Genomic DNA, 22,577 nt, shown 5'->3' on the forward strand with positions numbered 1-22,577 from the left:
ACGGGGTCGTCGCGCGCGCTTGTTTAGGCCAGACTTTGTTTAGGCCAGACTTGGGACCGGAGACAAGGTCACTCCGCCGCCGCGGGCGTCGTCAGGCTATCATCGACCGGCGGCGGCTCCCGGTTGGGCGCGGCATTGGTGTCGGCCATCTTGGCCAGCTTCTCGCGGGCCTCCTCGGCCTCGCGCTGCCTGTTCCACATGCTGGCATAGAGCCCGCCCTGCGCGAGCAGGCTCGCGTGAGTGCCGCGCTCGGCGATGCGGCCCTGGTCCAGCACGATGATTTCGTCGGCACCGACGATGGTGGACAGCCGATGCGCGATCACCAGGGAGGTGCGGTTCTTCGCCACGCGGTCGAGCGCCCCCTGGATCTCGTGCTCCGTATGGGTGTCGAGCGCCGAGGTCGCCTCGTCGAGCACCAGGATCGGCGGCGCCTTGAGCACCGTGCGCGCGATCGCCACACGTTGCTTCTCGCCGCCCGACAGCTTCAGGCCGCGCTCGCCGACCTGGGTCTCATAGCCCTTCGGCGCCATGCGGATGAAGTGGTCGATCTGCGCCAGCCGCGCGGCCTCCTCCACCTCGGCATCGGTCGCGTCCCAGCGGCCGTAGCGGATGTTGTAGCGGATGGTGTCGTTGAACAGCACGGTATCCTGCGGCACCATGCCGATCGATGCGCGCAGGCTGGCCTGCGTGACCTCGCGGATGTCCTGGCCGTCGATCAGGATCCTGCCGCCGGAGACATCATAGAGGCGAAACAGGAGCCGCGAGATGGTCGATTTGCCGGCGCCGGAGGGGCCGACGATGGCAACCGTCTTGCCGGCCGGCACTTCGAAGCTGATGCCCTTGAGGATGGGGCGCGCCGGCTCATAGGCAAAGCGCACGTCCTCGAAGCGCACCGTGCCGGCGGAGATGACCAGCGGCTTCGCGCCAGGCGCGTCCTTGATCTCGGCCTCGCGGCTGAGCACGCCGAACATCTTCTCGATGTCGATGATCGCCTGCTTGATCTCGCGATAGACCATGCCCATGAAGTTCAGCGGCTGGTAGAGCTGGATCATCATGGCGTTGACCAGCACGAAATCGCCGACGGTGTTGGTGCCGTTGCGCACGCCGATCGCGCACATCAGCATGGTCGCGGTCAGGCCCAGCGTGAAGATCACCGCCTGGCCTGTATTGAGCACCGCGAGCGAGGTGTAGGTGCGGACGCTCGCCTCCTCGTAGCGCTCGACCGACCTGTCGTAGCGCTGCGCCTCGCGTGCCTCGGCACTGAAATACTTCACCGTCTCGTAGTTGAGCAGCGAGTCGATCGCCTTGGTGTTCGCCTCGGTGTCGGAATCGTTCATCTTGCGGCGGATGCCGATCCGCCACTCGGTCGCGACGTAGGTGTAGTACATGTAGAGCGTGACCGTGATCAGGGTCGCGACTACGTAGCGCCAGTCGAATTGCCAGAGCAGCACCGCCAGCAGCAGCGAGACCTCGACGATGGTCGGGATCAGCTGCAGGATCACCATGCGCACGATGACCTCGATGCCCTCGCGGCCGCGCTCGAGCACGCGCGTGAGGCCGCCGGTCTTGCGCTCCAGGTGAAAGCGCAGCGACAGCTCGTGCATGTGGATGAAGGTGAGGGTCGCGAGCTTTCGCACCGCATGCATGGCGACGCGGGCGAAGATGCCGTCGCGCCATTGCGTCAGCACCGCCATCAGGATGCGCATCACGCCGTAGCTCGCGGTCAGCAGCAAGGGCGAGGCGATCACCCAGAGATGCCAATTGTCGGCCGCTACCGGCGCGGTGTTGGCGCCGGTCAGCGCATCCGTCGCCCATTTGAAGCTGAACGGCACGGTGAGCGTGATCAGCTTGGCGGCGAGCAACAGCACCAGCGACCAGACCACCCTCATCTTCAGGTCGAAACGGTCGCCCGGCCAGATGTAGGGCCACAGATGTGCCAGCGTGCCCATCAGCGTGGCCCCGGCCTGCGATCCTGCCACGGAAGGATCAGGAACGTCGGCGCCGTCGAACGATTGAGGTTGGTCCATCAACAAACCCGAAAGCCCGCCGGATGCGGGCGCAACTGCGATTAACGATTTTCGCCCGTCATATAGAGCCTTCCCGATGCCCGCGCACCCCGCCAGATGGCGAATCTTCGATTGTTTGTCGCGATTTACCGGTAAATTCCCGGAAGTATCGAATCACCGTTTGGGCTTGACGCCACTTCGCTGCAATGCATCATGGCACCAATGAGCACGATCAAAACTGTCTGTGTCTATTGCGGCTCCGGCCCTGGAACAAATCCCAACTTCATTGAAGCGGCGAAGGCGCTCGGCAGAGCGCTGGCGGAAAGCAAGATCCGCCTCGTCTATGGCGGCGGCTCGCTCGGCCTGATGGGCGCGGTCGCAACCTCCGTGCTCGATCACGGCGGCATGGTCACCGGCATCATCCCTGACTTCCTGCGGATGCGCGAGAATGCGCTGACGCGCGTGCAGGAGATGGTCGTCACGCCCGACATGCACGAGCGCAAGCGACTGATGTTCGAGCGCTCCGACGCCTTCGTGGCCCTGCCCGGCGGGCTCGGCACGCTCGAGGAGCTGGTGGAGCAGCTGACCTGGCAGCAACTCGGTCGTCACGCCAAGCCGGTGCTGCTCGCCAATATCGACAATTTCTGGGAGCCGCTGCTCTCGCTGGTGTACCACATGCGCCAGACCGAGTTCATCCGCGCCGGCCTCACCGTCGATATCCTGAAGGCGGACAAGGTCGAGGAGATCATCCCGCGGCTGCGCGCCGCGGCTGCGCAGATTCCTGACAGCGAGCGCGATCTCGCGCCGGAAGTGGCGCGAAAGCTGTAACGCCCTACGCTGCCGGGAACGTCACGGCCTCGATGCGATTGCCGTCGGGATCGGTGACGAAGGCCGCGTAGTAGCGCACGCGATCGTGCGGCCGGATGCCAGGCGCGCCGTCTGATGCCCCGCCAGCGGACAGCGCTGCCGCATGAAACGCATCGACCTGATCGGTCGTCTTCGCCCGCAGGCAGATGTGCACGCCGCTCTCCGGCGCCACGCGCGGCATGTTTTCGCGCAGATTGATCCAGAACTCCGGATAGGCCTTGCCGAACCCGACCGTCCGCGGTCGGGTGACGAGGCGCGCAAGGCCGAGGGCGGTGAGCGCGGCTTCGTAGAACTTTGCGGCGCGATCGAGATCGCTGACGCCGACGGAGATGTGGTCGATCATGGCCGTGCCCTTTCCCCATCCTCGGTGTCATCGCCCGGCTTGACCGGGCGATCCAGTACTCCGTGACAGCCGTAGATAAATCGATGGGCCGCAGCGTACTGGATTCCCCGCCTTCGCGGGGAATGACAGTCGTCGTGGGGGTTACGCCGGCGCCCCCGACTTCACGAGCTTGTAGATCACCGAATCCATCAGCGCCTGGAACGAGGCGTCGATGATGTTCGGTGACACCCCGACCGTGGTCCAGCGGTCGCCGTTCTCGTCCTCGCTCTCGATCAGCACGCGCGTGACCGCGCCGGTGCCGCCATTGAGGATACGGACGCGATAGTCGATCAGCGTCAAGCCTTCGATGAACTTCTGGTACTTGCCGAGGTCCTTGCGCAGGGCGACGTCGAGCGCGTTGACGGGACCGTTGCCTTCGGCCGCCGAGATCAGATGCTCGCCGGCGACGTCGACCTTGACCACCGCGAGCGCCACCGTGACGCGTTCGCCGAGCGCGTTGTAGCGCTGCTCGACGTTGACGTCGAACTGCTCGACCTCGAAATAATGCGGCACCTTGCCCAGCGTGCGGCGCGCCAGGAGCTCGAACGAGGCGTTGGCGGATTCATAGGCATAGCCGGCCGCCTCGCGCTCCTTCAATTCCTCGACGAGACGCGTCAGCTTCGGATCGCTCTTCTCGTAAGGGATGCCGGCGCGGTCGAGCTCGGCGATGACGTTGGAGCGCCCGGCCTGGTCGGACACCAACACCTTACGGTGATTGCCGACCAGCTCCGGCAGCACATGCTCGTAGGTCTGCGGATCCTTCAGCACGGCGGAGGCATGGATGCCGGTCTTGGTGACGAAGGCGCTCTCGCCGACATAAGCCGCATGCCGGTTCGGCACGCGGTTGAGCATGTCGTCGAGCGTGCGCGACACCTTGACCAGCGTCGCCAGCTTCTCCGTGGTGACGCCGATCTCGAAAGCGTCGGCAAAACCCGTCTTCAGCTTCAGCGTCGGGATCAGCGAGCAGAGATTGGCATTGCCGCAGCGCTCGCCGAGCCCGTTCAGCGTACCCTGGATCTGCCGCGCGCCGGCACGCACCGCTGCGAGCGAATTGGCCACCGCCTGCTCGGTGTCGTTATGGGCGTGGATGCCGACGTGATCGCCGGGGATGTGCCTGGTCACGTCTCTGACGATGGCCTCGACCTCATCCGGCATGGTGCCGCCATTGGTGTCGCACAGCACCACCCAGCGCGCACCGGCATCGAAGGCGGCCTTGGCGCAGGCGAGCGCAAAGGCGGCGTCTTCCTTGTAGCCGTCGAAGAAATGCTCGCAATCGAGCATCACCTCGCGGCCGGCCGCCTTCGCCGCCGCGACGCTGTCGCGGATCGAGGCGAGGTTCTCTTCCTTCGTGGTCTCCAGCGCGACGCGGACCTGATAGGCCGACGCCTTCGCCACGAAGCAGATCGCATCCGCCTTCGCTTCCAAGAGGCCCGCGACGCCCGGATCGTTGGACACCGAGCGGCCCGCCCGGCGCGTCATGCCGAAGGCGGTGAAGCGCGCATGTTTGAGCTTGGGCTTGGAGCCAAAGAACTCCGTGTCGAGCGGATTGGCGCCGGGATAGCCGCCCTCGACATAGTCGATGCCGAGATCGTCGAGCATCGCCGCGATGACCTGCTTGTCCGCCAGCGTGAAGTCGACGCCGTTGGTCTGCGCCCCATCGCGCAGCGTGGTGTCGAACAGATAGAGACGCTGCTTGCTCATTGCCCCGCTCCGAGCGTCTTCTTCATGGTGGTGTTGGCGAGCCACTCGTCGTTGATGGTGATGCTGTTGCGCTGCTGGGCGGTGTAGCCGCGCTTGGCGAAGAAACCCTCCGCGGTATCGCTGGCATCGACCGAGAGGCTCGTGGCGCCGCGGACGCCTGCGAGCTTCTCCAGCGCGTCGACCAGCATGGTCGCGATGCCCTGCCCGGCCACGGCCGGATGCACATAGAGCATGCGGATGTGATCATTACCGCGCAGCGAGGCGAAGCCGACAGGCGAGCCTTCCAGCGTCGCGATCAGCGTCAGGTCGGACGCGAGCCGCTTGCCGAACTCCTCGTCCTCGGCCGCCGCCATCCAGGCTTCCTGCTGCGCCTCGCTATAATCGTCGCCGGTCAACTCCTCGATGCTGGCGGCGAAGATCGCGGCGAGCATCGGCACATCCGCCGGCAGGAAGGGCCTCAGTGCGGGCTTTGGCAAAGTCTGTCCCATCGTCCTCACCAAATCCCATAAAGCTTGAGCACGATCGCCACCGCGCCGGCGAGCAGCGCGAGCTTCAGCGCAATGTAATAGAGCCAGTGCCGCGGGAAAGGCGTGTCGGGCCGTTTCATCGGGCGATCTCCCAGGTTGTGCCTTCCTTGGAGTCCTTGATCGCAACGCCCATCGCAGCGAGCAGATCGCGGATGCGGTCGGACTCCCCAAAGTCCTTCCGGCTACGGGCCGCTGTCCGCTCCGCGAGCAGGCGCTCGACCTCCTTGGCGTCGACCCCGCTCGCCTGCTGCTTGCGCCCTTCCCACTGCGCCGCGCTCTCGGAGAGGAATCCGAGCAGCCGCAACGAGCCCGCAAGACCTGCGATATCGTTGCCGCGCAGGCCGTGCAGCGCCGCGATCGCCTGCGGCGTGTTGAGGTCGTCGAGCAGCGGTTCGACCACCGACGGAGCCGGCTCGCCGGGCGCGACATCGGCCGCAACGCGGTACCAGTCGTCGAGCGTCTTGGCGCTCTCCTCCAGCGACTTCATGGTCCAGTCGATCGGCGAGCGGTAATGCGTCTTGAGCATGTTGAGGCGCAGCACCTCACCCGGCCAATCCCTGAGCAGCTCGTGGATCGTGATGAAGTTGCCGAGGCTCTTCGACATCTTCTCGCTCTCGACCTGCAAGAAGCCGTTGTGCATCCAATAGTTCGCCATGCGCTCGCGGTGGAACGCGCAGCAGGTCTGCGCGACCTCGTTCTCGTGATGCGGAAACACGAGATCGATGCCGCCGCCATGGATGTCGAAATGCTCGCCGAGATGCTTCCAGGCCATCGCCGAGCACTCGATGTGCCAGCCCGGACGTCCCTCCGCCTTGATGCCTGATGGCGACGGCCAGGACGGCTCTCCCGGCTTCGACGGCTTCCACAGCACGAAGTCGGTCGCATCGCGCTTGTAGGGCGCAACATCGACCCGCGCGCCCGCGATCATCTCGTCGAGCGAGCGCTTCGACAGCGCGCCATAGCGCGGCAGCGCGGAATTGGCCGCGTTCATCGCCTGCGGCGAGAACAGCACGTGGTCCTCGGCGACATAGGCAAAGCCGCCGGCGACCAGCTTCTCGATGATCTCGCGCATCTCGCCGATATGCTCGGTGGCGCGCGGCTCGACGCTCGGCCGAAGCGCGCCGAGCGCATCGACGTCGGCATGAAACTGCTTGCCGGTCTGCTCGGTGACCTTGCGAATGGCCTCGTTCAGCGGCAGGCCGGGAAAATCGCGCGCGGCGCGATCGTTGATCTTGTCGTCGACGTCGGTGATGTTGCGGACATATTTGACGTGTGCCTCGCCGTAGATGTGGCGCAGCAGCCGAAACAGCACGTCGAACACGATCACCGGCCGCGCATTGCCGATATGGGCGAAGTCATAGACCGTCGGTCCGCAGACATACATGCGGACGTTGTTCGGATCGAGCGGCACGAAGGTGCGCTTTTCCCGGCTCAGCGTATCGTAAAGACGCAATTCCATGACAACCCATCCCTCTCGGCCGGGCGTCCAAGGCTCTCAATGTGTTTTGAGAAAAGACGGCTCCAGCCAGCGAATCGCTAGCTCGTAATCTCGCGGCAAATGGCGCAAATGGCGAGGAGACCGTTCATGCGGGCACATATGGGCCACCACAGGCCCCGGCGTCAAGGGCCGCGAAAATGCCGTTTTTGCCCCCGCACGGGGCGCGGCCTGCCCGGAGGGTTCATGATCCCCTAACCATTTGAGGCCATTCTGGAACCTGCGGTTCCCAATTTTTTGCCCCCGGTAATTTCATGCGATCCCTGCTCGCGCTCATTTTCGGCGCCTCGCTCCTTGCAGCACCTCAGGCGTGCGCCGAGACCCGCGTATTCATCATCGCCGACCAGTGCCTCGCCAAGGGCGACACGTGCGGCGCCTCCGCCGCGCGCACCTATTGCCAGTCACGAGATTTTGCAAAGGCATCGAGTTATCGCCGGGTCGATCCCGACGAAATTACCGGCTCCGTCCCCAAAACCGGCACAAACTGCTCCCATGGCCATTGCGACGAGTATGTCGCAATCACCTGCCAGCGCTGAATTCCCTCGGAGCTGGTGGACCTTAGGACCAGTCTTGGGCCCCTGAAACGACGTGACGATGCCGCAGGAAGCGGCTATTGGGAGGGCGCGCTTCGGCCCCCCCACCTCACTTGGATGATCACGCTGGGCCGTGACCTCGCTAGAATGGCGGATATGCCTGAATTCTTCTCTCTCCTCCGTGCCCGCTCCCTCCTTGCCTGCACCGTGCTCCTCGGCACACTCGTGCTCGCCGATGGCGCTTTGGCGCAGGCCGGCCCGCCGCCCCAGCCCGGCCAGAACGGGCTCGGACCGAACCCGATGTGCGTGCGGCTGGAAGCTCAACTCGCCGCGCTCGATCGCGGCGGAGGTGATGCCGCGCGCGAAGAGCAGATCCGCCGCTACCAGGATTCCCAGGCCAAGCAGCAGGCCGAGCTCGACCGTGTCACCATGCAGGCCAAGCGCATGGGCTGCGATTCCTCCGGCTTCTTCTCGCTGTTCAACGGCCAGTCGGCGCAGTGCGGCCCGGTCAACACCCAGATCCAGCAGATGCGCGCCAATCTGGACCAGATCACCGGCAGTCTCGAGCGGCTGCGCGGCGGCCCCGGCGCCAACCCGGAGCGCGACAACCAGCGCCGCTCGGTGCTGATGGCGTTGGCGCAGAATAATTGCGGCCCGCAATATGCCAATGCCGTGCAGCAGCAGGGCGGCGGCAACTTCCTCAGCAATCTGTTCGGCGGCAACAACCCGAACAATCCGCAAGCCATGCCGCCCTCCGATCTCGGCCCGCAATCCGGCACCTTCCGCACCGTCTGCGTGCGCACCTGCGACGGCGCTTATTTCCCGATCTCCTTTGCCACCGTGCCGGCGCGCTTCCCTGACGATGAGAAGACCTGCAAGGCGCTGTGCCCGGCCGCGGAAGCCGTGCTCTACAGCCATCGCAATCCCGGCGAGGACATGAACGCGGCGGTCTCGATCGGCGGCCAGCCCTACACGGCGCTGCCGACCGCATTCAAATTCCGCAGCGAGTTCAATCCGTCCTGCTCCTGCAAGGCGGCGGGACAGACCTGGGCGGATGCGCTGAAATCGGCCGATGACAAGGCCGCGGCCGAGCAGCAGGGCGACATCATCGTCACCGAGGAAAGCGCCAGGAAGATGCAGCAGCAACGGCTCAACAAGGGCGCGCCGCAGCCTGCCAATGCCAAGAAAGGCGCGGCTCCTGCACCAGCAACTGCTGCCGCACCGGTCGCCACGCCACCCTCGGACGCGAGCCCCGCGTCAGAGAACAAGCCGATCCGCTCGGTCGGCCCGACCTTCCTGCCGCAGCAGCAGAAGTAGGCCGTCGCTCTGTCATGCTCCGCGCAGGCGTCCCAGCGCGGCCGTTCCGCTGTTACGGCTCGCCCTCGCGGCTCCAGGGGAAGAGATTGGCCGGAAAGTCTGCTGCGTAGCGCCTGCCCTTCCGGGGCGGAAGCGGTGCATCCGGTGGGTTCGGATTGGGCTCGACCACCCGCCGATAGAGGTGCCAGGTGGCATGACCGAGCACCGGCAGAACGACGGCGAGACCGACGAAGAGCGGCAGCGAGCCGATCACGAGCAGCGCCGCCACGATGAGGCCCCATCCGGCCATCGCAACCGGATTGGCCGCCACCGCTCGGAGCGACGTGCGGATCGCGTCGATCGCCGTCGCATGACGGTCCAGCATCAACGGAAATGACACGACGCTGACGCACAATGCCACAACCGCAAACAGGAAGCCGACACCGCAACCGATGATGATGAGCGACCAGCCTTCGGGTGTCGTCAGCACGCGCGTTGCGAAGTCGGGTATGCTTGCGGCCGCAGCGTGACCGAAGATCGCGACATAGATTGCGTTCGCGGCACCGATCCAGGCCCCGAACAGGACCAGCAGGAGCACGCCGAGTTCGACCATGGCGCCGAACGACGGTGCGCGCAGCACCTTGATCGCATCCCATGCTTCGACTTCCTCGCCGCGCTCGCGGCGACGGCTGAGTTCGTAGAGACCGATCGCGGCAAAAGGACCGATCAAGGCAAAGCCGGCGGCCAGCGGAAACAGTAGCGGCAGCACCGAATAGCCGAGCACCATCCTGAACAGGACGAGACCGAGAACGGGATAAATCAGGCACACGACGATCGCGTGACTCGGCATCGCCTGGAAATCACCCCAACCCAGGCGCAGGACCTCGGTCAGGTCGGACAAGCTGATCTTGCGAATGGGATAGGAGGTCGCTTCGCCGAATGCGCGCCGCCTGACGTCGTGGGAGTACAGAGTGGCCATGTACGGACGCTCCCGTGCTGAAAATCGCGGTTTTCGACTACACGCGCTCTTCAGCCACGCGTGTCCGCCTGACGAGCAGGAAACGCGAGGGGTCGGGTACGGCAACCCAGGTTCAGCAACCGAGCCTGGCCGGACGGAACCCGTCGCGACCTGCCCGGCAAGCTTAGCGCGCGCGGAGCACGGCTGCATTCACGGTTGGGTGAATTGCGCACCAGCACGGATTTGTGCGTTGCATCACCCAAACCGAACATGGGCACCGGATGCTTGTCGGTTTGCCAGCACCGGCAATCACACCAATTCGGGCACCTCTATTGCTCTATTGACGCCGGATTAGGCTGGGATCATTTTAGACGCAGACGCCCTTAGAGTTGAAGGTCGCGAGCGTTCTCTTGATTTCGCGATCGGTGGACTGGGCGAAGCAAGAGGCCGGCGATGGCATATGCCAAGAAAGGCCAGCCATCGCGACCGACATGAGCTCCGCCCTGGATTCGTATCCGTAGCCTTCGATGGCAAGGATGGATCAGGATGGCTGTCGCACTGATACTGCTTCTGGTCGCGATCGGCTCGGTGCTGTTTCACATCTACAGCCCGTGGTGGTGGACGCCGATCGCGACGAACTGGGCCTATATCGACCACACGATCAACATCACGTTCTGGATCACGGGCTTCGTTTTCGTCGCCGTGATCGCCTTCATGGCTTACTGCGTCTTCCGCTTTCGCCACAGAGAGGGAAGAAGGGCTGACTACAATCCGGAAAACAAAAGGCTCGAATGGTGGCTGAGCGTCGGGACCGGCGTCGGCGTCGCGGCCATGCTGGCGCCTGGCCTCGTGGTCTGGCACCAGTTCGTGACGGTGCCTGCGGATGCCACCGAGATCGAGGTCATGGGCCAGCAATGGCAGTGGAGCTTCCGCCTTCCGGGCAAGGATGGGCAGTTGGGTACATCCGATGTCCGCAACATCGCTTCCGACAATCCGATGGGGCTCAATCGTGACGACCGGCACGCGCAGGACGATGTCGTGATCGAGAGCGGCGACCTGCACCTTCAAGTCGGAAAGCCGGTCAAGGTTCTCCTCCGCTCGGTTGATGTCCTGCACGATTTCTACGTGCCCGAATTCCGGGCCAAGATGGACATGGTTCCAGGCATGGTGACCTATTTCTGGATCACGCCGATCCGAACCGGAACCTTCGATGTCCTCTGTGCGGAGCTTTGTGGCACTGCTCACTATCAAATGCGGGCCAAGGTCATCGTCGACGAAGAGCGTGAATATCACGCTTGGCTGGAGCAACAAAAAACGTTCGCAGAATTATCGCCGGCAAAAGCCGTCGTGAAGACGACGTACCAATCCGGCAGCAAGTAGCAAGCTGCCGCCGAAGACAGATCGGGCGCAAGAGGCCAGCGCCTCCCCCCGATGGAACGACCGAGGAGGTTCTATGGTCGATGTTCCATATGAAGGGATCCCCGGCATCCCGCCTGCCGAAGTACCTGACGTCGAGCTCTATCATCCGCGGAGCTGGTGGACACGATATGTGTTCTCGCAGGACGCCAAGGTGATCGCCATTCAGTATTCGCTGACGGCCACGGCCATCGGGCTGGTGGCCCTGGTGCTATCGTGGCTGATGCGGCTGCAACTGGGATTCCCCGGCACCTTCTCTTTCATCGATGCCAACCAGTACCTCCAGTTCATCACCATGCACGGCATGATCATGGTGATTTACCTGCTCACCGCATTGTTCCTGGGCGGCTTCGGCAACTACCTGATCCCGCTGATGGTCGGCGCCAGGGACATGGTCTTCCCCTATGTGAACATGCTGAGCTACTGGATCTACCTGCTCGCAGTCCTGGTGCTTGCCTCGACATTCTTCGTGCCCGGCGGCCCCACCGGCGCCGGTTGGACGCTATACCCGCCGCAAGCAATCCTTTCAGGAACGCCCGGGCAGGATTGGGGCATCCTTCTCATGCTCGCGTCCCTGATCCTGTTCATCATCGGCTTCACCATGGGCGGGCTGAATTATGTGGTCACAGTGTTGCAGGCACGCACGCGCGGCATGACCTTGATGCGCCTGCCCCTGACGGTGTGGGGCATTTTCACGGCGACCGTCATGGCGCTCCTCGCGTTCCCTGCATTGTTCGTTGCCTCGGTCATGCTGCTGTTCGACCGTCTCTTGGGAACCAGCTTCTTCATGCCCGCCCTCCTCGAGATGGGCACGCTTTCGAAACATGGCGGCGGCAGCCCGTTGCTCTTCCAGCACCTGTTCTGGTTCTTCGGTCATCCCGAAGTCTACATCGTTGCCCTGCCCGCCTTCGGCATCGTCTCCGATCTGATCAGCACGCATGCGCGCAAGAACATCTTTGGTTATCGCATGATGGTCTGGGCTATCGTAGCCATCGGCGCGCTCAGCTTCATCGTATGGGCGCACCACATGTATGTGAGCGGCATGTTCCCGCAATTCGGGTACTTCTTCGCCACCACGACGCTCATCATCGCCATCCCCACCGCGATCAAGGTCTACAACTGGGTGCTGACCCTATGGCGCGGCGACATTCATCTCACGGTGCCGATGCTGTTCGCCCTCGGCTTCATCGTCACCTTCGTGAACGGCGGGCTCACCGGCCTCTTCCTCGGCAACGTCGTCGTGGACGTGCCCCTCTCGGATACCATGTTCGTGGTCGCCCATTTCCACATGGTGATGGGCGTGGCGCCGATCATGGTCGTGCTCGGCGCGATCTATCATTGGTACCCAAAGGTCACGGGGCGGATGCTGAACGAGGCCATGGGCAAGTTTCACTTCTGGGTCACCTTCCTCGGCGCCTACCTGATCTTCTTCCCCATGCACTATCTTGGACTGCTCGGGGTCCCGCGCCGATATTTCGAACTCCTAGATACGACGTTCATCCCGTCCTCGGCCCATTCACTCAACGCCTTCATCTCCGTGGTGGCCTTGATCGTCGGCTTTAGCCAGATGGTGTTCCTGTTCAACCTTGTCTGGAGCCTGTTCAAAGGTGAGGCCTCAGGCGGCAATCCGTGGCGGGCGACGACGCTGGAGTGGCAGACGCCGGAGACGCCCCCGGCGCACGGCAACTGGGGCAAGGAGCTCCCTGTCGTGTACCGCTGGGCCTATGATTACAGTGTGCCCGGTGCCGCGGAGGACTTCATTCCGCAGAACCAGCCGCCGCGTGCGACTCAGCACGTTCAGGGAGCTGCTTCGTGAGCGCCATCATCCTGTTCCTGGCTGTGCTTGCGGTAATCGCCGGATGGTGGTTGTCGCAGCAGCGCCTGACGGCCAAGCCCTGGCTGGAGGAAGGCCCGGCCGGTGACTTCCCCGGCGGTGACGCCATAACCTGGCCGGCAGCGAAGATCGGACTTGGCGTGTTTCTCGCGGTCGCGAGCGCCTTGTTCGTCCTCTTCATCAGCGCCTACTCGATGCGCATGAGCGTGGTGGACTGGCGGCCGCTGCCGGTGCCGCGGCTGCTGTGGGTCAACACGGGCGTCCTGGTCCTGAGCAGTGTCGCGCTGCAATGGTCGAACGTGGCCGCGCGCCGACACGATACCGAAGGCGTCATGATCGGTCTGCTCGCGGGCGGAGCATCTGCCGTGATCTTCCTCGCCGGGCAGCTCCTGGCTTGGCAACAGCTCGGGGCTGCGGGATATTTCGTGGCGTCCAATCCATCGAATTCCTTCTTCTACCTGTTGACCGCAGTGCACGGGCTGCACCTGACGGGCGGTCTTGTGGCCTTGGGCCGAACCTCGGCCAAGATGTGGCGCGGCGCCGAGATCGCCGACATGCGCTTGAGCGTGGAGCTGTGCGCCATCTACTGGCACTTCCTGCTGTTGGTCTGGCTTGTCCTGCTCGGTCTTCTCACCGGCTGGACCGACGATTTCATCGACATCTGCCGCCAATTGCTGAGCTAGGGAGGCGAGACCAGATGGCTGAGACCGTGCTGACAAATCCGGGCCAATCGCCTGCGCGGCTTGAAGGCTGGCGCGGCATCGCCGCCGACTGGGCGTCCGATCAGCGCGCCTTCAAGAACGTGTCCTGGGGCAAGGCCATGATGTGGGTCTTCCTCCTCAGCGACACCTTCATCTTCAGTTGCTTCCTGCTCTCCTACATGACGGCGCGCATGTCGACGACCGTGCCGTGGCCCAATCCCAGCGAAGTCTTCGCCCTCAATATCGGGGGCAACCACATGCCCCTGATCCTGATCGCCATCATGACCTTCGTGCTGATCAGCAGCAGCGGTACGATGGCGATGGCCGTCAATTTTGGCTACCGCCGCGATCGCGTGAGAACCGCAATCCTGATGCTGGTCACTGCAGCCTTCGGCGCGACCTTCGTCGGAATGCAGGCCTTCGAATGGACAAAGCTGATCATGGAGGGCGTCCGGCCCTGGGGCAATCCATGGGGTGCCCCGCAGTTTGGTGCGAGCTTCTTCATGATCACCGGCTTCCACGGCACCCATGTGACTTTCGGTGTGATCTTCCTGATCGCCATCGCGCGAAAGGTCCTTCGTGGCGACTTCGACGTCGAGAGGCGCGGCTTCTTCACGAGCCGAAGGGGGAATTACGAGATCGTCGAGATCACGGGCCTGTACTGGCACTTCGTCGATCTCGTGTGGGTGTTCATCTTCGCATTCTTCTATCTTTGGTGAGGTCGGCGCATGACAAACGCGGCGGTACACATGGAAGAACGGCCCCACGCTCCGGCGCACGGCGCAGTTGCAACGGAAGCCGTTCACGCCGAGGGGCAACAGCACCCGATCAAGCTCTACCTCGTGGTCTGGGGTTGGTTGTTCGTCCTCAGCACGTTCTCCTACCTCGTCGACTACTTTGGCCTGCATGGCTATCTGAGGTGGTCGCTGATCCTGCTGTTCATGATGTTGAAGGCCGGCCTGATCGTCGCCGTCTTCATGCACATGGCCTGGGAGCGGCTGGCCTTGACCTATGCCATCCTGCTGCCGCCGGTCGCGGTATTGGTATTTGTGGCGATCATGGTGCTCGAATCCGAATACACGCGCTTCCTAAGGGTGCTGTTTTTCGCAACCCCGTCATAGCGCCTGCCGTCGCTCAGGGTAGGCTTCACCCCTCGAATGCGTCGATTGACGCCGTGCTTCCACGTGACACCAGCGCCTCATCCGTCGCCGGCAACGGCTGGCCCTTGTCGCGAAAACGGTTGGTGATGGGATAACGGCGGTCGCGGCCGAAATTCTTCGGTGTCACCTTCACCCCAGGCGCGGCCTGGCGGCGCTTGTATTCGGCGACGTTGAGCAGATGGTCGATCCGGGTCACCGTCTCGCGGTCGAAGCCGGCGGCGATGATCTGGTCGAGCGGCTCCTCGCGCTCGACCAGGCGCTCCAGGATGGCATCGAGCACGTCGTAAGGCGGCAACGAGTCCTGGTCGGTCTGGTTCTCGCGCAGCTCCGCGGTCGGCGGGCGCGTGATGATGTCCGGCGGGATCACCTCGCCGGCAGGGCCGAGCGCGCCCTCCGGCTTCCAGGAATTGCGCAAGCTTGCCAGGCGGAACACCTGCGTCTTGTAGATGTCCTTGATCGGGTTGAAGCCGCCGTTCATGTCGCCATAAAGCGTGGCGTAGCCGACCGACATCTCCGACTTGTTGCCGGTCGTCACCACCATCAGCCCGGTCTTGTTGGAGATCGCCATCAGCAGCGTGCCGCGGGTCCGGGCCTGGAGGTTCTCCTCGGTGATATCGGGCGGCAGGTTCTTGAAGATGCCGGACAGGATCGTCTCGAACCCGGTCACGGCTTCGGCGATCGGCAGCACCTCATAGCGGATGCCGAGATGGCCGGCGAGCTCGCCGGCATCCGCGATCGAATGCGGCGCGGTGTAGCGGTAAGGCAGCATCACGCCATGCACCTGGTCGACGCCGAGCGCGTCGACAGCGATCGCCGCGCAGAGCGCCGAATCGATGCCGCCGGAGATGCCGAGCAGCACGCCGGGAAAGCCGTTCTTGGCGACGTAATCGCGTAAGCCCAGCACGCAGGCGGCGTAGTCGGCCTTGTCGCCCTCGGGCAGCTCGGCGATCGGCCCGCTGCAGCGCCAGTCGTCGCCGTTTCTGCTGAAACGCAGCGTGACGATGCCCTCATTGAAGGCCGGCAGCTGCGCCGCGAGCGAGAGATCGCCATTGAGCGCGAAGGATGCGCCGTCGAACACGAGCTCGTCCTGGCCGCCGACCTGGTTGAGATAGACCAGCGGCAGCCCGCTCTCCGTGACGCGCGCTACCGCGACCGACAGGCGCACGTCGTTCTTGTCGCGGGCGTAAGGCGAGCCGTTCGGCACCAGGATGATCTCGGCGCCGGTCTCGGCCAGCGTCTCGACCACGTTCTCGTAATCCTCGGACTCTTCCAGCCAGATGTCCTCGCAGATCGGCACGCCGATGCGCACGCCGCGCACGGTGACGGGACCGGCGGCAGGGCCGCGCGAAAACAGCCGCTTCTCGTCGAACACGCCGTAATTCGGCAGGTTGCACTTGAAACGCAGGCTCGCGATACGCCCGCCGTCGAGCAGCGCACAGGCATTGTAGAGCATGCCCTCCTCGACCCAGGGCGTGCCGACCAGCATCGCAGGCCCGCCATCGGCGGTCTCGCGCGCGAGGCTTTCGATCGCGGCGCGGCAGGCGGCCTGGAAGGCGGGCTTCTGCACCAGGTCTTCCGGCGGATAGCCGGCGATGAACAGTTCCGGAAACAACACGAGATCGGCGCCGTCGGACTTGGCCTGCGCCCGCGCCGCGCGCGCCTCGGCCGCATTGCCCTCCACGTCGCCCATGGTCGGATTGAGCTGGGCGAGCGTGACCGCGAATGTGTCGAGACGTTCGGTCATCGCGCGCTCGCTTTCACCTCTCCCGAAGGGAGAGGTCGAATTGCATCAGAGATGCAATTCGGGTGAGGGGTTACGGTGTCTCGTGGGAGCTGAGCCCCCTCACCCGATTTGAGCTCGACGATGCTCCGCATCGCGAGACACAAATCGACCTCTCCCCGTTGGGGAGAGGTGAAGGGACCTCGGACACCCACGCGCAATGGATTGTCTCCGCGCTCTAGAGGAGCCCCAGTCGCTCGATGATGGCAATGATCCAGAACGCGCCGGTCATCAAGAGCGCAACGCCAACAGCGGCCGAGCCCATGTCCTTGACGCGGCCGATCTGCTTGTCGTGATCCAAGGTCAGCCGGTCGGCGAGCTTCTCGATCGCGGTATTGAGCAGCTCGACCGTCAGCACGAAAGCGACAGAGCACACCAATTCGACCGCGCGCATCGCCGTGGCGCCGATGAACCAGGCGAGCGGCACCGACAGCAGCAGCGCGAAGATCTCCTCGCGGACGGCCTGCTCCGACCGGAACGCAAAGGCCAGCCCGTTGCGGGAATTGATCGTGGCCTTCCAGATCCGCAGCAAGGTCTTACAGCCCCGCTGCGGCCGGAATCGGCTGAGCCTTGCCGGCGCGCTCCTGCTTGAGCAGCTCCGCGACCAGGAACGCCATATCGATGGATTGCTCGGCGTTGAGGCGGGGATCGCAGACCGTGTGGTAGCGGTCGTTGAGATCCTCGTCCGTGATCGCGCGGGCGCCGCCGAGACATTCGGTGACGTCCTGGCCGGTCATCTCCAGATGCACGCCGCCGGCATGGGTGCCCTCGGCGGCGTGGACCGCGAAGAACGACTTCACCTCGGACAGGATGCGGTCGAACGGGCGAGTCTTGTAGCCGGACGTCGAGCTGATGGTGTTGCCGTGCATGGGATCGCACGACCAGACCACCACCCGGCCCTCGCGCTTCACGGCGCGGACCATGTTCGGCAGATGCTCGCCGATCTTGTCGGAGCCGAAGCGGCCGATCAGCGTCAGCCGGCCCGGCTCGTTGTCGGGATTGAGCACGTCGATCAGCTTCAGCAGCTCGTCTACCTTGAGCGAGGGGCCGCACTTCAGCCCGATCGGATTCTTGATGCCGCGGAAATATTCGACATGGCCGTGATCGAGCTGGCGGGTGCGGTCGCCGATCCAGATCATGTGGCCCGAGGTCGCGTACCAGTCGCCGGTGGTGGAATCGACGCGGGTCATGGCCTGCTCGTAGCCAAGCAGCAGCGCCTCATGGCTGGTGTAGAAATCGGTGGCACGCAGCTCCGGATGGCTCTCGAGGTCGAGGCCGCAGGCGCGCATGAAGTTGAGCGCGTCCGAGATGCGGTCGGCCAGCTCCTTGTAGCGGCGTGACTGCGGGCTATCCTTGAGGAAGCCCAGCATCCATTGATGCACGCTGCCGAGATTGGCGAAGCCGCCGGTGGCGAACGCGCGGAGCAGGTTCAGCGTCGCGGCGGACTGGCGATAGGCCATCAGCTGGCGCTGCGGATCGGGAATGCGCGCTTCGCTGGTGAAGGCGATGTCGTTGACGATGTCGCCGCGATAGCTCGGCAGCTCGACGCCATTCAGCTTCTCGGTCGCCGACGAACGCGGTTTTGCGAACTGGCCGGCGATGCGGCCGACCTTCACCACCGGCACCGCGCCGGCATAGGTCAGCACCACCGCCATCTGCAGCAGCACGCGGAAGAAGTCGCGGATGTTGTTGGCGCCGTGCTCGGCGAAGCTCTCGGCGCAGTCGCCGCCCTGTAGCAGGAAGGCTTCGCCCGCCGCAACGCGGCCCAAGGCCTTCTTCAGATTGCGCGCCTCGCCTGCGAACACCAGCGGCGGAAAGGTCGCAAGCTGCGCCTCGACATCGGCTAGAGCCTTGGCGTCGGGATATTCGGGCACCTGTAGCACCGGCTTGCTGCGCCAGGACTCGGGCGTCCACCGCTCGGACATCGCAATCTCTCCGTGAAGCAAAAACCACAACCTGATCTAGGGGTTGCGAGGGCCGCCTTATACACAGGCCGGCCACGCCCCGCCAGTTGTAAATCCATTTCGCAGCGCAAACCCTTGCGGCCAAAGCCGAATTCGCATTTGCTTGGGCAGGCTTGAGGAATCCGACAGGACACCGACCGCCATGGGCGCGGCACTGGATGACGTTTACATCGACGAGATCAGCTTCCCGGCAGCCGACGGCTATGCCCTGACCGGCACCCTGTTCCTGCCGCGCGGCGCCAAGCGCCATGCCGTCCTGATCAATTCGGCGACCGCCGTGCCGCGAAAGATCTATCGGGGCTTTGCCTCCTACCTCGCCCATCGCGGCTGCGCGGTGCTGACCTACGATTATCGCGGCATCGGCGATTCCCGCCTGCCGGCGATGGTCGGCTACAACCAGCCGAAATCGCTGGTCGGCTTCAAGGCCTCGATGTCGGACTGGGCTGCGCTCGACGTCACCGCCGCGGTCAGCTGGATGCGCGAGCGCTATCATGCCCTGCCGCTCGCCTATATCGGCCATTCCTTCGGCGGCCAGGCGCTCGGGCTGATCGCGAACAACAGCGAGATCTCGCGCGCCGCCTTGGTGGCCTCGCAGGCCGCGACGTGGCGGTTGATGACCTCACCGGAAAAATACCGGGTCTACGCCTTCATGAATTTTGTCGGTGTGCCGTTGGTCCATGCACTCGGTTACGCACCGGGCTGGGCCGGTGTCGGCGAGGATTTGCCCAAGGGCGTCTTCCTGCAATGGGCCGAATGGGTCTCGAGCCCCCGCTATCTCTTCGATTCAAAGCTGCCGGCGCTCGAGAACTTCGCCAGGTTCAAGGGCGAGCTGCGCTCACTATGCTTCTCCGACGATCCCTGGGCGACGAGGCCCGCGGTCGAGCTGCTCGCGAGCGGCTTCACCGCGATCAAGCCGGAGGTGCTGACGGTCAAACCGTCCGACGTCGGCGCCAAGAAAATAGGCCATTTCGGCTTCTTCCGCCCCGAGCACCGCGACACGCTGTGGCGCGGCGTCGCGGAATGGATTCAGGGGGAATGAGGCTGCTTCAGCGGATGATCGTCGTCAGCGACGAGTAGCGCCGGTTCGGCTTGGCGTCGCTAGGTGCGAACTGCGCGAAGGCGTCGCTGACGCGCACCGCCGGCGGCGTGTTGCTCGCGAACCGAAACTCCTTCGGCCGCGGTGCGTAGAAGCTGGCGCGGTAATAAGCGTCGTCGAAGCGCGCCTCGCCGACGCCGAACAATGCATCACAGACCAGCAGGAGCGCGTAGACTCCCGCGACCGATGCGACGATCTCCCTGAGAATTGTCATGCCGATGCCCTGCCCTTTTGCGGGCAGGATGCAGATCGGTTCCGAAGGCCTGGTTTAAGGCGCCCTGCTTCTTGTCGGCAGCGTTTGCCGGCGCTGAACCGATTGCAGACAATTTTATCGATCTCGAAAGAAGAGCCCGCCCGACCGGACGATCGGGCGGGCTCCAGGATTGGCCGCTCGGGAGGTATTGGGCGGCCAGCTTATCAGCCGTGCTCGGCCACCTTGCGATGGCCGCTCTCGCTGAGGCGGTCGACCCAGGCGATGCCGACCGCCGAGACGATGAAGGTCATATGAATCAGCACCTGCCACATTACCCCGCTCTCGGTGAAATTGCTGCGGGTCGTGCCGAGATTGCCGGCCTCGATGAAGGTCCTGAGCAGCGAGATCGAGGAGATGCCGATGATCGCCATTGCGAGCTTGATCTTGAGCACGCTGGCATTGACGTGACCGAGCCATTCCGGCTCGTCCGGATGGCCGCTGAGGTTCAGCCGGGAAACGAAGGTCTCGTATCCACCCACGATTACCATGATCAGAAGGTTCGAGATCATGACGACGTCGATCAGCCCGAGCACGACCAGCATGATCTGCTGCTCGCTGGCGTCGAACGAATGCAAGACGAGGTGCCAGAGCTCCTTCAGGAACAACAGCACATAGACGGCCTGGGCGACGATGAGGCCGACATAGAGCGGCAGCTGCAGCCAGCGCGAGCCGAAGATCAGCTTCGGAAGCAGGCCGACCGGCGGCAACGGCGCGGCCCGCGCCGAAGGTGCTTTGGATTCGGACGTCATTGATCACTCCGGATTGCGGTAGATTGTCGCCTCAGAGACTCGCAATCACCGGTGCAAGTTCCAGCGTCCCGCGATAGATCATCTCAAACGCGACGTAAAGGATGATGGCGAGGCCGACATAGGCCACCCAGCGCTGCTTCTGGAGCAAGCGGCCAAGCAGATCCGCGGCAACGCCCATCATCCCAACCGACAAGAGCAGGCCGAAGGCCAGAATGTAGGGATGCTCCCGCGCGGCGCCCGCGACCGCGAGCACGTTGTCGAGCGACATCGACACGTCGGCGGCGACGATCTGCACCGCCGCTTGGCCGAAAGTCTTCCGCTGTACCGGCTGCTGTACCGGCGCAGCACCTGCGCTGCCGCTATCGAATGCGAGTTCTTTCGCATGCGCGGCCTGCTCGCGCAGCTCGCGCCACATCTTCCAGCAGACCCAGAGCAGCAAAACGCCGCCGGCGAGCAGAAGGCCGATCACTTGCAGAAGCTGGGTCGCAACGCCGGCGAAGGCGATACGCAGTGCGGTGGCAGCGGCGATACCGACGATGATGGCGCGGCGGCGCTGCTCGGCCGGCAGGCCGGCAGCCGCAAGGCCGATGACAACGGCATTGTCGCCGGCGAGCACGAGATCGATCAGGATGACTTGAAACAGCGCGGACAGCGCTTCGGCGGTGATGAGTTCAGTCATGATTGATCATTCCTAGAGGCAGACGGATCGAGCCAATGCGGCTTGCGCCGCTCGATCCAGTCGAAGACTTTTGAACGGGAGGAGCGCAGCGCAGGCACGTCCTCGGCGAGCAGAGCAAGGCCGAGCGGCAGCATCCAGACGCCGAGCACCGGGAGGATGGAGAGCACACCGCCGACGACCAGCAGCGTGCCCGAGGGGATCCTGACCCAGCGGCTGGACGGCTTGAGCAGATAGGTCAGGGTGTCGCTCATGCGCGGCGGCAGGCGGTCGACGAGCTTGGCCAGGCGCGGGTCGCCACCGGCGATCTGGTCGGTGTTCCCCTCGGTTTGCCTGGCGCGCTCGTTCGAAATCGTGCTCATGCTTACCCCTTCGAGGCGGCCTGCAGCTTGGGGCCCGGCGCACTCGCCCCGACCGGCTTCGCACGTGGCAGCACCAGCGTCAGCAAGCGCAACAATTTAATCGCCTGGACTTCGTGGGGATGTACGTCCTCGTCTGCGGCAGCAACGCGCTCCGACAGCTCCACCAGATGCGACGACAGCGGCAGGTTCGAAACCGGTCGCAGCGTATCGATCACGACGTTGGCAAAATCCGGCTCTTCGAGCCGTTCGGCGAGTTCGTCGAACATCGCACGGAGCCGTTCGTCGCCGATGTGCGGCGCCAGCTTGCGGTCTCTGATGAAACGGATCACCTCGTCGCGTTCGACGGCTGAGACCCGCCGGTCGGCAACCGCGACCAGCGCGCCCACGATCACCACAGCGGCCGCGGCCTGCTCATTCAGGCTGGACGGTTCCGTGATCTCGATCGAATTTGAGGACTTGGTTCCGGACATCGTAGCTCCCTTAACTTGCGAAATAGCCGCACGGAGCTGCGATGGGGACGAATGGTCGGAGAAAACGAAACAGGGGCCCGACAATCGGCCGATCCATCGCATTCGCGCGGGACTGGTCATCCGACATCGCGAGGTTTGCCGACAAACGTCGACGTCCTCGCCAGAGGGGCCCGGATTCTTGTTCGTTTCAGAAATATAGGTACGCTTGTCGGAATCAAGGCGGACTGGCTGCGACCAGCCGCCGCATCCATTCGGCGTCGCGGGATCGGTCATGCGACCCTTTCGCAGCTGGAACCATGCGTCCGCGACAAGTGTTGATGCACCTCGCGACGCATCAACCGCCTGGCAGGA

The 22,577-nt window shown here is 64.0% G+C and carries 23 protein-coding genes; 9 read left to right on the forward strand and 14 right to left on the reverse strand.

The window, feature by feature from the left end; all coding sequences use genetic code 11:
• Window positions 1–68 precede the first annotated feature (68 nt).
• Window positions 69–2,027 (reverse strand): ABCB family ABC transporter ATP-binding protein/permease, encoded by a 1,959-nt coding sequence (locus ACM43_RS38235; protein WP_271547216.1) that lies wholly within the window; start codon window positions 2,025–2,027, stop codon window positions 69–71.
• 201 nt (window positions 2,028–2,228) lie between these two features.
• On the opposite strand from ACM43_RS38235, the gene ACM43_RS38240 reads away from it, so the two are divergent.
• Complete coding sequence (locus tag ACM43_RS38240; RefSeq protein WP_271547217.1) at window positions 2,229–2,834, forward strand: TIGR00730 family Rossman fold protein; 606 nt, start codon at window positions 2,229–2,231, stop codon at window positions 2,832–2,834.
• Between the two features lie 4 nt (window positions 2,835–2,838).
• On the opposite strand, the gene ACM43_RS38245 is transcribed toward ACM43_RS38240, so the two are convergent.
• The 4 genes from ACM43_RS38245 to cysS all read right to left on the reverse strand — a co-directional run bounded on the left by ACM43_RS38245 (window position 2,839) and on the right by cysS (window position 6,942).
• Window positions 2,839–3,216 carry a VOC family protein gene (locus tag ACM43_RS38245; protein ID WP_271547218.1) on the reverse strand — a complete coding sequence of 126 codons (378 nt, stop codon included), beginning with the start codon at window positions 3,214–3,216 and terminating at the stop codon, window positions 2,839–2,841.
• 141 nt (window positions 3,217–3,357) lie between these two features.
• Window positions 3,358–4,956, reverse strand: coding sequence for a citramalate synthase (gene cimA, locus ACM43_RS38250; RefSeq protein WP_271547219.1), 1,599 nt, complete (start codon window positions 4,954–4,956; stop codon window positions 3,358–3,360).
• Window positions 4,953–5,444, reverse strand: coding sequence for a GNAT family N-acetyltransferase (locus tag ACM43_RS38255; protein ID WP_271547220.1), 492 nt, complete (start codon window positions 5,442–5,444; stop codon window positions 4,953–4,955). The genes cimA and ACM43_RS38255 overlap by 4 nt, the downstream gene beginning before the upstream one ends.
• 115 nt (window positions 5,445–5,559) lie before the next feature.
• Entirely contained in the window at window positions 5,560–6,942 is a 1,383-nt protein-coding gene (gene cysS, locus ACM43_RS38260) for a cysteine--tRNA ligase (RefSeq protein WP_271547221.1), read from the reverse strand.
• Between the two features lie 290 nt (window positions 6,943–7,232).
• On the opposite strand from cysS, the gene ACM43_RS38265 reads away from it, so the two are divergent.
• Window positions 7,233–7,514 (forward strand): hypothetical protein, encoded by a 282-nt coding sequence (locus ACM43_RS38265; protein ID WP_271547222.1) that lies wholly within the window; start codon window positions 7,233–7,235, stop codon window positions 7,512–7,514.
• Window positions 7,515–7,658: 144 nt separating this feature from the next.
• Entirely contained in the window at window positions 7,659–8,828 is a 1,170-nt protein-coding gene (locus ACM43_RS38270) for a DUF2865 domain-containing protein (RefSeq protein ID WP_271547223.1), read from the forward strand.
• A 52-nt stretch (window positions 8,829–8,880) separates the two neighbouring features.
• Here ACM43_RS38270 and ACM43_RS38275 read toward each other — a convergent pair whose 3' ends face one another.
• A complete protein-coding gene (locus ACM43_RS38275) occupies window positions 8,881–9,786 on the reverse strand; it encodes a DUF2189 domain-containing protein (protein ID WP_157282323.1) in 906 nt (301 codons plus the stop codon).
• A gap of 525 nt (window positions 9,787–10,311) precedes the next feature.
• Here ACM43_RS38275 and ACM43_RS38280 point away from each other — a divergent pair.
• From ACM43_RS38280 to ACM43_RS38300, 5 genes are all read left to right on the forward strand, one after another.
• Window positions 10,312–11,145: a cytochrome c oxidase subunit II gene (locus ACM43_RS38280; RefSeq protein ID WP_036001495.1), complete on the forward strand. Its 834-nt coding sequence runs from the start codon at window positions 10,312–10,314 to the stop codon at window positions 11,143–11,145.
• Window positions 11,146–11,218: 73 nt separating this feature from the next.
• The gene (locus ACM43_RS38285; RefSeq protein WP_271547224.1) at window positions 11,219–12,997 is read left to right on the forward strand and encodes a cbb3-type cytochrome c oxidase subunit I; all 1,779 of its coding nucleotides are present in this window, start codon (window positions 11,219–11,221) and stop codon (window positions 12,995–12,997) included.
• Window positions 12,994–13,698 carry a cytochrome c oxidase subunit 3 gene (locus tag ACM43_RS38290; RefSeq protein ID WP_271547225.1) on the forward strand — a complete coding sequence of 235 codons (705 nt, stop codon included), beginning with the start codon at window positions 12,994–12,996 and terminating at the stop codon, window positions 13,696–13,698. The genes ACM43_RS38285 and ACM43_RS38290 overlap by 4 nt, the downstream gene beginning before the upstream one ends.
• A 14-nt stretch (window positions 13,699–13,712) precedes the next feature.
• Window positions 13,713–14,435, forward strand: coding sequence for a heme-copper oxidase subunit III family protein (locus ACM43_RS38295; RefSeq protein WP_271547226.1), 723 nt, complete (start codon window positions 13,713–13,715; stop codon window positions 14,433–14,435).
• A 9-nt stretch (window positions 14,436–14,444) separates the two neighbouring features.
• The gene (locus ACM43_RS38300; RefSeq protein WP_271547227.1) at window positions 14,445–14,837 is read left to right on the forward strand and encodes a cytochrome C oxidase subunit IV family protein; all 393 of its coding nucleotides are present in this window, start codon (window positions 14,445–14,447) and stop codon (window positions 14,835–14,837) included.
• A 25-nt stretch (window positions 14,838–14,862) separates the two neighbouring features.
• Here the strand turns inward: ACM43_RS38300 and ACM43_RS38305 are convergent, their stop codons facing one another.
• From ACM43_RS38305 to ACM43_RS38315, 3 genes are all read right to left on the reverse strand, one after another.
• Entirely contained in the window at window positions 14,863–16,620 is a 1,758-nt protein-coding gene (locus tag ACM43_RS38305) for an NAD+ synthase (protein ID WP_271547228.1), read from the reverse strand.
• Between the two features lie 214 nt (window positions 16,621–16,834).
• Window positions 16,835–17,188, reverse strand: coding sequence for a diacylglycerol kinase (locus ACM43_RS38310; protein WP_271547229.1), 354 nt, complete (start codon window positions 17,186–17,188; stop codon window positions 16,835–16,837).
• Between the two features lie 4 nt (window positions 17,189–17,192).
• Entirely contained in the window at window positions 17,193–18,581 is a 1,389-nt protein-coding gene (locus ACM43_RS38315) for a class II 3-deoxy-7-phosphoheptulonate synthase (protein ID WP_271547230.1), read from the reverse strand.
• 181 nt (window positions 18,582–18,762) lie between these two features.
• Between ACM43_RS38315 and ACM43_RS38320 the strand changes: the two genes are divergently transcribed.
• The gene (locus tag ACM43_RS38320; protein ID WP_271547231.1) at window positions 18,763–19,659 is read left to right on the forward strand and encodes an alpha/beta hydrolase family protein; all 897 of its coding nucleotides are present in this window, start codon (window positions 18,763–18,765) and stop codon (window positions 19,657–19,659) included.
• Window positions 19,660–19,666: 7 nt separating this feature from the next.
• Here ACM43_RS38320 and ACM43_RS38325 read toward each other — a convergent pair whose 3' ends face one another.
• From ACM43_RS38325 to ACM43_RS38685, 5 genes are all read right to left on the reverse strand, one after another.
• A complete protein-coding gene (locus ACM43_RS38325; RefSeq protein ID WP_271547232.1) occupies window positions 19,667–19,930 on the reverse strand; it encodes a hypothetical protein in 264 nt (87 codons plus the stop codon).
• A gap of 203 nt (window positions 19,931–20,133) precedes the next feature.
• On the reverse strand, window positions 20,134–20,718 hold the full coding sequence (locus ACM43_RS38330) for a TIGR00645 family protein (protein WP_128262297.1): 585 nt from the start codon (window positions 20,716–20,718) through the stop codon (window positions 20,134–20,136).
• A 31-nt stretch (window positions 20,719–20,749) separates the two neighbouring features.
• Window positions 20,750–21,397, reverse strand: a complete 648-nt coding sequence (locus tag ACM43_RS38335) for a TerC family protein (RefSeq protein ID WP_128262298.1) — start codon at window positions 21,395–21,397, stop codon at window positions 20,750–20,752.
• Window positions 21,394–21,756, reverse strand: a complete 363-nt coding sequence (locus tag ACM43_RS38340) for a hypothetical protein (RefSeq protein ID WP_036034483.1) — start codon at window positions 21,754–21,756, stop codon at window positions 21,394–21,396. Before ACM43_RS38340 ends, ACM43_RS38335 begins: the two co-directional genes overlap by 4 nt.
• Window positions 21,757–21,758: 2 nt before the next feature.
• Window positions 21,759–22,226 carry a tellurite resistance TerB family protein gene (locus ACM43_RS38685; protein ID WP_128262299.1) on the reverse strand — a complete coding sequence of 156 codons (468 nt, stop codon included), beginning with the start codon at window positions 22,224–22,226 and terminating at the stop codon, window positions 21,759–21,761.
• Between the last annotated feature and the right edge of the window lie 351 nt (window positions 22,227–22,577).

Origin of the sequence: Bradyrhizobium sp. CCBAU 45321 (assembly GCF_028128975.1) — a bacterium.
In the GTDB taxonomy this organism is placed as follows: domain Bacteria; phylum Pseudomonadota; class Alphaproteobacteria; order Rhizobiales; family Xanthobacteraceae; genus Bradyrhizobium; species Bradyrhizobium yuanmingense.

Excerpts from the sequence above, each read along its gene's own strand:
- ACM43_RS38235 (WP_271547216.1), bottom strand. The coding sequence starts at position 2,027 with ATGGACCAACCTCAATCGTTCGACGGCGCCGACGTTCCTGATCCTTCC.
- cimA (WP_271547219.1), bottom strand. The coding sequence starts at position 4,956 with ATGAGCAAGCAGCGTCTCTATCTGTTCGACACCACGCTGCGCGATGGG.
- ACM43_RS38340 (WP_036034483.1), bottom strand. The coding sequence starts at position 21,756 with ATGAGCACGATTTCGAACGAGCGCGCCAGGCAAACCGAGGGGAACACC.
- cysS (WP_271547221.1), bottom strand. The coding sequence starts at position 6,942 with ATGGAATTGCGTCTTTACGATACGCTGAGCCGGGAAAAGCGCACCTTC.
- ACM43_RS38240 (WP_271547217.1), top strand. The coding sequence starts at position 2,229 with ATGAGCACGATCAAAACTGTCTGTGTCTATTGCGGCTCCGGCCCTGGA.
- ACM43_RS38245 (WP_271547218.1), bottom strand. The coding sequence starts at position 3,216 with ATGATCGACCACATCTCCGTCGGCGTCAGCGATCTCGATCGCGCCGCA.
- ACM43_RS38275 (WP_157282323.1), bottom strand. The coding sequence starts at position 9,786 with ATGGCCACTCTGTACTCCCACGACGTCAGGCGGCGCGCATTCGGCGAA.
- ACM43_RS38685 (WP_128262299.1), bottom strand. The coding sequence starts at position 22,226 with ATGTCCGGAACCAAGTCCTCAAATTCGATCGAGATCACGGAACCGTCC.
- ACM43_RS38285 (WP_271547224.1), top strand. The coding sequence starts at position 11,219 with ATGGTCGATGTTCCATATGAAGGGATCCCCGGCATCCCGCCTGCCGAA.
- ACM43_RS38295 (WP_271547226.1), top strand. The coding sequence starts at position 13,713 with ATGGCTGAGACCGTGCTGACAAATCCGGGCCAATCGCCTGCGCGGCTT.
- ACM43_RS38265 (WP_271547222.1), top strand. The coding sequence starts at position 7,233 with ATGCGATCCCTGCTCGCGCTCATTTTCGGCGCCTCGCTCCTTGCAGCA.
- ACM43_RS38335 (WP_128262298.1), bottom strand. The coding sequence starts at position 21,397 with ATGACTGAACTCATCACCGCCGAAGCGCTGTCCGCGCTGTTTCAAGTC.
- ACM43_RS38330 (WP_128262297.1), bottom strand. The coding sequence starts at position 20,718 with ATGACGTCCGAATCCAAAGCACCTTCGGCGCGGGCCGCGCCGTTGCCG.
- ACM43_RS38315 (WP_271547230.1), bottom strand. The coding sequence starts at position 18,581 with ATGTCCGAGCGGTGGACGCCCGAGTCCTGGCGCAGCAAGCCGGTGCTA.
- ACM43_RS38325 (WP_271547232.1), bottom strand. The coding sequence starts at position 19,930 with ATGACAATTCTCAGGGAGATCGTCGCATCGGTCGCGGGAGTCTACGCG.
- ACM43_RS38300 (WP_271547227.1), top strand. The coding sequence starts at position 14,445 with ATGACAAACGCGGCGGTACACATGGAAGAACGGCCCCACGCTCCGGCG.
- ACM43_RS38320 (WP_271547231.1), top strand. The coding sequence starts at position 18,763 with ATGGGCGCGGCACTGGATGACGTTTACATCGACGAGATCAGCTTCCCG.
- ACM43_RS38255 (WP_271547220.1), bottom strand. The coding sequence starts at position 5,444 with ATGGGACAGACTTTGCCAAAGCCCGCACTGAGGCCCTTCCTGCCGGCG.
- ACM43_RS38270 (WP_271547223.1), top strand. The coding sequence starts at position 7,659 with ATGGCGGATATGCCTGAATTCTTCTCTCTCCTCCGTGCCCGCTCCCTC.
- ACM43_RS38280 (WP_036001495.1), top strand. The coding sequence starts at position 10,312 with ATGGCTGTCGCACTGATACTGCTTCTGGTCGCGATCGGCTCGGTGCTG.
- ACM43_RS38305 (WP_271547228.1), bottom strand. The coding sequence starts at position 16,620 with ATGACCGAACGTCTCGACACATTCGCGGTCACGCTCGCCCAGCTCAAT.